Below are 9,991 nucleotides of genomic sequence, written 5' to 3'. Positions count from 1 at the left end.
GTAATTAAAATATTTGTGCTCAACTGCGTCGGAAAGCGATGGGTCCAACTTCTTCACTGCCTCGACAGTCTTTATAAGTTTTTTAGATAAAGAGATGTCCTCCGGCCATATTTCCCAAAAACCAAGGGCGAAGCAGATTGCAGCACGCCGATTGCTTGTTTCGAGCGTTAGTTTCTGCAGATACGTGAGGATCCCCGGACGCTTCCACAAGGGCTGGCAGTCGGCGCCGGCGCCGAAGAGAGCTACGCGCACAGCAGCCTGCACCTCGTTTGGCTGAATGTCCGCTTGATCTCCCCAACGATCAAGACGAGACCAGATCTCCCGAAGATCGGGACCGACAGGACCGTAGAACTCCCACTTGTCCTGCAGACGAAGCGAGACATCGTTGATCTGCTTCATGCGGTTGTACTTCGACGTCGAGACGCGAAGGCTGACCTTCTTTAGAAAGATTTCAAGATCGGTCCATGAACGCATCAGCGGGCCTTATTAGGTTGATGTGAGGCAGATGCAGGTTTGTCTGAAGAAGCGTTCTGCGCGAGGTCGGGCGCGGCAATCATCCTGGCTTCTTCATCGCGCAGCTTCGGCTCTTCAAAAATGAAGCGGAACTCGATGCGGCGGTTCGCCTGATCATCCGTCGGCTCGGCATGGTCGTGATTCGGCAGCGGACGATCCGCACCGTACCCGGATAGAGAGAACAAGGATTCACCGGCGCTATTCGTCATATTGGCGAGTTCAGAATTGCCGAGCACCATGACCTCGAATACCGAGTTGGCCCGAGAAGCAGAAAGCATGCGGTTTCGCCAGTTGCTCGTGTCGCCGCGGAAGCGAAGATTGTCAGTGTGACCTTCAATAAAGACAGCATCAAGGAGATTGCCGTTGGGATTGAGGGTCCGGCAGAAGGGCGCAGCGCCGGCAGGGTTGTCCTTACCAGCCGGACGGTAGCAGGGGAGGACCTTGGCGAAATACTTTCCCATTTCAGCAACGCGCTCAAGGTATGGATCCTCAAGAACGTAGCTTTGCTTCCTGAACGTGACGGCTTCTTCAGGGAGCCGCAGCACGCCCTTGCTCGTGTCGATAGAAACCTGAATGCCTAACTCTGCGTCAAGCGTTTCCTTGATGTGCATGAGAAGCCCTGCCCGGGCAACATTGTTCCCGCGAAGGCGCTGTTCCACCTCCACGAGACGACTGCGGACAGTTTCTGCCTGCTTGTGAGCCGTCATGGCCTGGGTTTCCGCGGCTTCTGCTCTGGTCTGAGCATCTTCAGCATCATTCGCAGCGCTCTGCGCCTGAATGATGGCGCAGGCGAGGGCGATGATGAAGACAAAGAGAAGCGCCGACATCAAATCCGAGACGCTCGCAAGGTAGTTTTCGGACCGACCCTCGCTGCCTTGATGCCGTATGCTGGTTCTCGGCATCAGTTACCTCCTGCAGCGTTGGAAGATCCCGAAGCGACGGCCTGCGTGTTTCTTAGAGAAGAGGCAGTTTTGCTGAGTTCGCTGAGTTCCTTCTTGTACGAAATCAGAAGGGCAAACTGATTACGCATCGCTTCCTTCATGACTTCGAGCTGCTTATTCATATCCGTAAGGACTTCGTCCAAATTGCCATAAAGGCCGTTGAAGCCTCGAGCAGTCTTGAGCATCTTGTCAGAAGCTGCATCCTGGGATTCGATCCAGTGGTCAAGCCCGGAGCTCATGCTCGAAACGGCGTTCGCAAGTTGAGAATCGGCCGTTTCAAGGTGCTTTTTGAGGCCCTGATGGACAACGTCGAGCTGCTGAGTGATGTTCGAGAAGTGGGTCATTGTGATCTCCTGGATCTTCTCGGCATTGGTGATCATGTTTGAGAGGCTGGACTGAATCGCCTGCTGCTGTTCAGTGATGCCGGCACTCGATTCCGCGACGTTCTCAAGCGTCTCCTTAAGACGTTCGCCAAGCTCGGTGGACGTCTTCTGGAGCGTACCGGCGTTTGTCTCAGCGCTCGAAGCGACAAGAGCAGCGGCCTTCTTGATTGATTCCTCAAATGACTGCGCCTCAGCAAAGAGACGAGACGTTTCATCTATCGTGTTTTGATAGTTCCTGAGGGCATCGAGCAGGGCGCCTAAATTTCCGACCATCGCTTTTTGACCGGATTCAAGGCGGCCCATGAGACCAGTAATCGACTCGGCAGCCTTGTCGACATGATCGCCGAAGCGCTTGCCGGCATCGTCGCTCGAGTTGGAGAAATCAACGCCGGCCTGGTTGATGGTGGCAGCAAAAACGTCGCCCGCCTGACCGATCGTGGCGAAGCTTTCTGCAGCTTTCCCGGCAGCGCCTTCGATAGCCTCCTGGCCGGCGGCCAGGCTGCTCTTCGCAGCGTCAGCCGAAGCCTTGAGCGCATCGCCGAAGGAGACGCCATTCGTCTGAAGGTCCTTAGCCATTTCATCGAGGCGATTTGCAGAGGCGTCGAGCACTTCTTTGAGAGCGCCAACACGGTTTTCGATCTCGGCACTCGCAAGGTCAAAGGCCTTTTCCATTTCCGTGACATGCTGCTTCGTGGCTTCGACTGCACCCGCCACCTTCTGATTGATGGAAAGGAAGGCGTTCTTGAATTCAGCAGACGCGGCGCTGATCGCGTTGGCGGAATCAGTAAGACCGGCAGAAATGGCGTGGAGCTGCGATTCGACGATATCCGAAAGCTTCGAAACTGCCTCGTTCATCACGCCTTCAATCTGCTTGACCTGATTTTCAGACATCGAGCTGATGCCGGCCTCGATGGATTTGATGGCTTTAACAATCTCAATCTGAGCTCGTTTCCGCTCAGCAGCTTCGGCTTCATTTTCAGCTTTAATCCCATCGAGAAGCTGCGTGAAAAGCGCGTCAAGCTTGAGCTTCACTTCATCGGTAAGGCTTGTCATCTTCTTGCCCTGATCGACGAGGAGCTTCCCGGATTCATACTGAAGGGCCTCGGCATAAAGAATGGTAATGCCGTCTTCGATTTTTTCATTCAGCTTCTCGATGCTGACGAGCAGGGCATTGTGACGGTGCTTTGAGCCGAATACGAAAAGAAGCGACAACAGGAGCCCGACCAGAGATGTAAGGAAAGCCTGACCAGCACCGCTCAGGAGGTTTGTAAGCGTTTCAAGGAGAAGAGACAAATCGAGATGCGTCGACGCGAGACCTTGAGACCCAAGAGAGATGCCCGCAGAGAGCCCGGTGAAGGTAAAAAGAAGACCTGCACCCGTCAGAATCCCAGGGATGGCCGCGTAGAGACCGGCATTCACGTTAGCCAGGTAAAGCGAGTCTTCATTCAGGTAGGCGCGAGGGGAGTTGACGGCAATAAGACCGTCTTCACCCTGGATCCAGGAGTCAGCCGTCACGCGGCTTTCCCGTACGAAACGCTTCCATGGTCCTGCGATTAAAGGATTACCCTCAAATTTAATGTTTACGGCTTCCCATGTTGCGGGCGATAGACTGTTCGCTTCAAGTACATCGATGGCGGTTTGAAGTTTGTCCAATAGACCGCCCGTTAATGTCCAGTATTTGTAGGCAGCCCAAATAAAAATCAACCCAATGATTGCGCAGAGAAAGTAAGTGACGTCTTGGGAGACAAGTTGATGAGGGAACTCTCTAATAACGAAAAAGGCCACCAGACACAATACGGCGATCATTATCAGAGAAAAGATCAACTTGCAATATGCGGAAAAGGACATTTAATCTTGCGTCAACTGAAAAGAACGAATGGGAGCGAATTCAGATGGAGTAAGCGGTTTTAATCTTGCCGATACCGAGAGAGAAAACCAGTACGCGTCATCAAATTAGCTGGTTGCAGTAATTCTGAAGAGAATTCAGAAATTTTACAGAACCACTGGGTAAATCGCGCTGATCGGTTAATCGGACAAAGTCTCATGAAAGCCGCTATAAATTATTCATCATAATAGTCGTTATGTTGAATATTGACTTTTCCGAAGGACTCTGGTCCCATATCCTTGACCACGGTTCAAGCCTTTAAACAAGCTTTTCTGCCGGCGTCACGACCACGGTTTGCGCCGAAGCTAGACTTGCAGGCATTGAATCTCTTCCGTTTCGGCAAATCTTATGGTCGACACCATTCAAATCCGCGGCGCGCGCGTTCACAATCTCAAGAATATCGATGTGGACGTGCCTCTCGGCAAAATCGTGGCCGTTTCCGGCCTCTCGGGTTCAGGCAAATCTTCGCTTGCGCTAGGAATTCTTTATTCCGAAGGTTCAAGACGCTACCTTGAAGCGCTTTCAACCTATACGCGCCGTCGCATGACGGAGGCCCCGAAGGCTGACGTCGACGAAGTCCTCTATGTGCCGGCAGCGCTTGCGCTTCGCCAGAGGCCCGGTATCCCCGGAATCCGAAGCACCTTCGGTACGGGCACCGAACTTTTGAACAGCCTTCGATTAATGTTCTCGAGGCTCGCGAGCCACCGCTGCCCGAACGGCCACTACGTGCCGCCGAGCCTTAATGTTGCTGCGGGGAAGCCGCTCAAGTGCCCCGTCTGCGGCGCGGAATTCTATGCGCCCTCCGCTGAGGATCTCGCCTTCAACAGCCAGGGTGCCTGCCGCACCTGCGGCGGCACCGGGATTGTGAGAACCGTCGACCGCTCCACGCTCGTCCCCGATCCGAACCTCACGATCGATGAAGGCGCTGTCGCTCCCTGGAATTCGCTCATGTGGTCCCTGATGACAGACGTCTGCCGCGCCATGGGCGTGCGCACCGACGTTCCCTTCAAGGACCTGACTGAAAAGGAAAAAGACATCGTCTTCAACGGCCCTGCCGTCAAGAAGCACATCTTCTATAAGCCCAAGCACTCCGACATCCAGACCGCGGGCGAACTCGACTTCACCTACTACAACGCGGTCTACACCGTCGAAAATGCGCTCGCCAAAGTGAAGGACGACGCCGGCATGAAGCGCGTTGCAAAGTTCCTGAAGGAAGACGTCTGCCCGGACTGCCATGGCTCCCGAATCTCGGAAGCCGCCCGGGCTCCGCGCCTCCGGGGGATCGGCCTTGACGACGCCTGCCGCATGACGCTCTCCGAACTCGTGCTCTGGGTGAAGGGCGTGCCTGAGACGCTGCCGGAACCGATGCGTCCGATGGCAGAAAACATCTGCGCCTCGTTCCTCGAAACTGCAAAGCGACTCCTCGACCTCGGGCTCAGCTACCTGACGCTTGACCGCTCCGCCGAGTCGCTTTCAACTGGGGAACGCCAGCGCATGCAGCTCGCGCGCGCCGTCAGAAACAGAACGACGGGCGTGCTCTACGTCCTTGACGAACCTTCCATCGGTCTTCATCCGGCAAACATCATGGGTTTGATCGGCGTGATGAAGGACTTGATCCGCGACGGCAATTCCGTCGTCCTCGTCGACCATGACGTCGAGATTCTGAATGCTGCGGACTGGATGATCGAAATGGGACCGGAGGCCGGTGCCGGCGGCGGCACTGTGATTGCAGAGGGGCCTCTTAAGGCAATCGAAGCCGATCCGAAGAGCCTGATAGGTCCCTTCCTATCCGGCAAAACGATCCGCAGCCGCGACATGACGACGAAGGAACATATGTTCGACCTCGGCGTCATTAAGATGGAAACTGAGAGCATCCATACGGTGCATCCGCTCTCCGTGAGGATCCCGAAGGGTCGCCTTACGGTCGTCACTGGCGTTTCGGGCTCCGGGAAATCAACGCTTATTCTTGAATCGCTTGTACCTGCGCTTGAGGCGCAGCTCGCCGGAAAGCCCCTCCCCTCGCACGTCAAGTCGATTGAAGCTCCGGAGATCCGGCAGGTGAAGCTCGTTGACGCAACGCCCATCGGCATCAACGTGCGCTCGACCGTCGCCACTTATGCGAACGTTCACGATGAACTGAGAAAGGTCTTCGCCCGTACCGAAGACGCCAAAGCGCTCGGCTGGAAAGCGAGCGACTTTTCCTACAACACCGGAAAGCTCAGGTGCCCGGTCTGCGACGGAACAGGCATCGTGAGTCTCGACGTCCAGTTCCTTCCGGACGTCGACATCCCCTGCCCTGAATGCCGGGGCTCACGCTATGCGGCCGACGCCCAGAAAGTGAAGCACCGGAACAAGGAGGACGAAAGCTATTCGCTCCCGGAAATCATGGCGATGGACATCACGAGCGCCCTCAAGGCCTGCGACGGCCTGAAGCTCGTCTCACAGCGACTGAAGACCCTTGAGGATCTCGGTCTCGGCTACCTGACGCTCGGCGAAGCTACGCCGATGCTCTCCGGCGGCGAGGCGCAGCGCCTGAAGCTCGCCTCCGAAATGGGAAAGACCCAGTCGGACGCCATTTTCGTTTTCGACGAGCCGACGATTGGCCTTCATCCGCTCGACGTCATGACGCTCCTTAAAGTCTTCCAGAGACTCATCGAAAACGGCGCAACCGTGATAGTGATTGAACATGACCTTGACGTCATCAGAAACGCCGATTGGATCATTGACCTTGGTCCCGGAGGCGGAACTGAAGGCGGCCGAATTGTCGCATCAGGAACTCCAGCAGACATCAAAGAAACGCCGGAGAGTCAGACCGGAAGGTTCATTTGATCATTCGAATGAATAATCTATGCGGCATGCCTCCATTCAGAGCATCATTCAAGCTGCTGCCTGGATGCCGCGGCAAAAATGTTGAAAATGAAGAAATGTCTTCAATGTCTCCTTGATCAAACGCAAGCTCTTAAGAGCGCAGAATGGTGACACTTCATATCGAAGGAATTCCGATGACGAAAAAATACGTTTTACTCAAGGTTGAACTTTCTCCGGAAGAGAGAGAAACATTCGCTGAGATCTCAAATTCATTAGGACTCAGCGAAACCGAAGTGCTCAGAAAATTGGTTTATCAATTTATTGAAACCGGAGAGCTCCCGTCCAACCGGCGTCATGAGCCGAAGATCAATTATGGAAATCCGAACCTCCTCCATGCTCATGTTGACGACAAAGGGCGATTGATAGTCCCGGATGCCTGGAAGGACGAGGATGATTGATTTATTTCGAATAAAGATGGTCTATGCATTCTCCGGATTCTCTATTCGGTATTTTTAAAAAAGCAGTACCGCCTTCAATCCGTCCAATCGCGAGCAATCCAAAATTAGTAAGCAGAGCCAGATCACTTATTCTGTCAATATCCTGCGTCGAATCCAGTTCTATCATAGAAACCGGAATTTCTTCATTGCTGAGAGAAAGACTTCCTGAAGAATGCTCTTTGACGAAATTGAGAAGTGCTGATGACTGCCCTACTCTCTCCATCCGGAAATTTTTGAAGCCGGATTCCGGATGAGAAAGGAAATTGAGAATCGACGACGGTGAATAGAGATGATGTCTGAGCGTCGGTTCGAAGCAATATCCGCCATACCAGTCCCGCAAGCTTTCACGCAGGTCTTCAGGCGACATGCTGAGGGCTTCAGCAGCGGCCTCCAGCCGACGGCCAAAATAAAGGTCGAGCTCCTCATCGGTGAACCCAAGAAGAGAGCCGTATTTCGGAAGGGCGCTGAGATCCGTGCAGATATTGAAATCGCCGAAAATTCCGGAGTGGATGAACTTCGTCGTTCCGGAAAGAAGCAAGAATCTCCAGATCGGCTCCCGTGATTTAATGACCGAATAGAAATCCGCAAGAATCATCCTGACCTGGAGGAATAGAGAACGATTCGGCAGTACTGAAAGCAAGGGCGCATCATAGCCGTCAATCAATAGAACAATGCTTTCCTCGGGCTGCTTTCTAAGCCATAAACTCAAGTCCTCGCAAAGATCGCCGGCATTCTTCGAGGAAGATTCAAATCCTGCTTTTCCGAATACAGACTGAATGATTCTGCAGAACTTGGATTCAAATTCTTTGAGATCAGTAAAATTCTCCGCCAGCGAAAAATCGAGACTGACTGCAGAGCAAATATCATCGACCCATGATTCTCCCGCCTTCAATCCACGAAATGCAGAGGCACCTTGTGAGAATAAGGATTTGAATGCAGAAAGGAGAAGTGTTTTCCCAAAACCGGGCGGACTCACCAGAAAGAAGCTCTGATGTAATCCGGCTATCTCAGCGATCATGGCAGTTTTGTCGACATAGAGAAGATTTCTTCTTCGAATGTCGGAAAACGATGCATTCTCAATGGAAAGAGACTGAATATAAGAATTCGTCACGAGAGACCATCGGACTGAAAGTGAATCCGGAATCTGAGCTGGTCCCGGATAAGGATTCAGAATGAAACGGGGCTCGACGCATAGCCGACCGAGCCGTGGTGAATCACTTCCTCTCGCGGCGTGCGTCCGAAGATACGTCTGAAGTCAGTCGTAAACTGACTCGCGCTCTGATAGCCCACCGACTGGGCCGTAATTGCGACGCTTCGCATTTGTTTTAGTCAAAGAGGAGCCTTAAACTGCGGAAAGGACCTGATTCCTAAAGGATCAGGTCCTTTCTGCTCAGCAGATGGTCCCGAAAATCAACGAAGCGTCGTCACTTCCGCAGACATTTTCCCGAGCTCCACAGCAACCTCATGGGACTTGATGAGCGACTCCACCGGGAGGCATTCGTAAACGCCGTGGAAGTTGAGCCCGCCCGTGAAGAAATTGGGCGTGGGCAGACCCATCTCGGAGATGCGGCAGCCGTCGGAACCGCCTCGCACAGGGTTCTCCACAATGTCGAGCCCAACCCGGCGGAAGGCTTCGCGCGCGATGTCGCAGACCTTCGGGAAATGCTCGAGATAATTTTTGAGGTTGTAGTACTGGTCCTTCACGGTGAGCGTGACGCGTCCGCCCCAGACCTTGTTCATCTCCTCAGCCACCTTCCTCGCGTAGGCCTTCCTGTCCTCGAACTTCACGTTGTCGTGGTCGCGGATCAGCATTCTGACGTCGACGCCGCGCACGGCGCCCGTGATTCCGATCGGGTGGAAGAACCCTTCATACATCGAGGTCTTCTCGGGGACGCTTTCCGACGGGAAGCGCGAGAGGAAGTCCATCGCCATCCGGATGGCGTTTACCATCTTGTCCTTCGCGGACCCCGGATGAACATTGAGGCCTTCGAAATGGGCCGTCACCATGGCGGCATTGAAGGTTTCGGTATCAAAGCCCCCACGTTCGCCGCCGTCCACCGTGTAGGCATAAGTGGCGCCGAACTCCTGCGGATCGAATTTCGCGGTTCCGCGGCCGATTTCCTCGTCAGGCGTCACGCAGAAGCACAAACGCGCATGCGGAATCTCCGGGTGGTCGACGAAGTACTTCGCCGTTTCGACGAGCACCGCAATGCCAGCCTTGTCGTCCGCGCCGAGAAGCGTCGTGCCGTCCGTGACGACGAGCTTTTCGCCGGCATATTTCCCGACCTCGGGGAAGCGGTCGAGCGAAAGGACGATGTCCTTTTCCTTGTTGAGGAGAATGTCGCCGCCCGCGTAGTCGATCACCTTCCATTTAGCAGGCGCACCGCTCGCCTCGGGCGACGTATCCATGTGCGCGATGAGGCCGAGCGCGGGCGCTTCTTCATAACCCTTCGTCGCCTCGATCCAGCCGTAGACGATGCCGTAGGGCGTCACGCGGGTCTCGCGGACGCCCGCAGACTGGAATTCCTTTTCGAGAAGCGCCGCATAGGCAAGCTGCGCTTTGGTTGAGGGAAAGTCGGGCGACTGCGGGTCGCTCGTCGTGTCGTACTGCGTATAGGAAAGGAAGCGCTGCAGGATCAGCGGCAGCGACTCAAATTCGGATTTCGAAAAATTCCCGTAATAGCTCATTTCCAGCATAAACGACTCCCGAAGAGAAAATGTTTTCCCGAATAAAGGGAAATGTCTCGAAGTTTAGTCCCCGCATAAGTATTGAGCGCAGTGCGTTTTTGGGCCGAACGCTCAAAACTAGTGCAAACCCTCTGTCACAACGGTCCGATACCTTTTTTCACTACGGAGATACACCTATAGATAGTGTTGTATTCATTATTAAAATACGCAAAATAACTTATGGGGACTTCCATAAAATAAATGCCTGTAAATTCTGAAAATTTCAGAGTTTACAGG

Annotated in this window: 8 protein-coding genes; 2 read left to right on the top strand and 6 right to left on the bottom strand. The window is 53.9% G+C overall.

All coding sequences use genetic code 11. The features are described from left to right. The 3 genes from Q0106_RS00405 to Q0106_RS00395 all read right to left on the bottom strand — a co-directional run. Positions 1-474, bottom strand: a 474-nt coding sequence (locus Q0106_RS00405; RefSeq protein WP_297607490.1) for a hypothetical protein, incomplete at its 3' end; no start/stop codon positions are given. Next, positions 474-1,415, bottom strand: coding sequence for an OmpA family protein (locus Q0106_RS00400; protein WP_297607488.1), 942 nt, complete (start codon positions 1,413-1,415; stop codon positions 474-476). The genes Q0106_RS00400 and Q0106_RS00405, both read right to left, overlap by 1 nt. After that, positions 1,415-3,685, bottom strand: coding sequence for a hypothetical protein (locus Q0106_RS00395; protein WP_297607486.1), 2,271 nt, complete (start codon positions 3,683-3,685; stop codon positions 1,415-1,417). The genes Q0106_RS00400 and Q0106_RS00395 overlap by 1 nt, the downstream gene beginning before the upstream one ends. 385 nt (positions 3,686-4,070) lie before the next feature. Between Q0106_RS00395 and Q0106_RS00390 the strand changes: the two genes are divergently transcribed. Both Q0106_RS00390 and Q0106_RS00385 read left to right on the top strand, forming a co-directional pair. Next, positions 4,071-6,551: an excinuclease ABC subunit UvrA gene (locus tag Q0106_RS00390; protein WP_297607484.1), complete on the top strand. Its 2,481-nt coding sequence runs from the start codon at positions 4,071-4,073 to the stop codon at positions 6,549-6,551. Positions 6,552-6,694: 143 nt separating this feature from the next. Beyond that, the gene (locus Q0106_RS00385; RefSeq protein ID WP_297607482.1) at positions 6,695-6,988 is read left to right on the top strand and encodes a hypothetical protein; all 294 of its coding nucleotides are present in this window, start codon (positions 6,695-6,697) and stop codon (positions 6,986-6,988) included. A 1-nt stretch (position 6,989) separates the two neighbouring features. On the opposite strand, the gene Q0106_RS00380 is transcribed toward Q0106_RS00385, so the two are convergent. From Q0106_RS00380 to pepT, 3 genes are all read right to left on the bottom strand, one after another. After that, positions 6,990-8,138: an AAA family ATPase gene (locus tag Q0106_RS00380; RefSeq protein WP_297607480.1), complete on the bottom strand. Its 1,149-nt coding sequence runs from the start codon at positions 8,136-8,138 to the stop codon at positions 6,990-6,992. Between the two features lie 56 nt (positions 8,139-8,194). Further along, positions 8,195-8,347, bottom strand: a complete 153-nt coding sequence (locus Q0106_RS00375; RefSeq protein WP_297607479.1) for an AraC family transcriptional regulator — start codon at positions 8,345-8,347, stop codon at positions 8,195-8,197. A 90-nt stretch (positions 8,348-8,437) separates the two neighbouring features. Then, entirely contained in the window at positions 8,438-9,724 is a 1,287-nt protein-coding gene (pepT, locus tag Q0106_RS00370; protein ID WP_297607477.1) for a peptidase T, read from the bottom strand. Positions 9,725-9,991 lie beyond the last annotated feature (267 nt).

Origin of the sequence: uncultured Sutterella sp. (genome assembly GCF_937923675.1) — a bacterium.
In the GTDB taxonomy this organism is placed as follows: domain Bacteria; phylum Pseudomonadota; class Gammaproteobacteria; order Burkholderiales; family Burkholderiaceae_F; genus Sutterella.
Note: the sequence above shows the minus strand (reverse complement) of the source record. Positions and strands in the feature narration are given on the sequence as shown.

Coding starts and splice junctions, on each gene's coding strand:
- Q0106_RS00400 (WP_297607488.1), bottom strand. CDS start 1,415: ATGCCGAGAACCAGCATACGGCATCAAGGCAGCGAGGGTCGGTCCGAA.
- Q0106_RS00395 (WP_297607486.1), bottom strand. CDS start 3,685: ATGTCCTTTTCCGCATATTGCAAGTTGATCTTTTCTCTGATAATGATC.
- Q0106_RS00390 (WP_297607484.1), top strand. CDS start 4,071: ATGGTCGACACCATTCAAATCCGCGGCGCGCGCGTTCACAATCTCAAG.
- Q0106_RS00385 (WP_297607482.1), top strand. CDS start 6,695: ATGGTGACACTTCATATCGAAGGAATTCCGATGACGAAAAAATACGTT.
- Q0106_RS00375 (WP_297607479.1), bottom strand. CDS start 8,347: ATGCGAAGCGTCGCAATTACGGCCCAGTCGGTGGGCTATCAGAGCGCG.
- pepT (WP_297607477.1), bottom strand. CDS start 9,724: ATGCTGGAAATGAGCTATTACGGGAATTTTTCGAAATCCGAATTTGAG.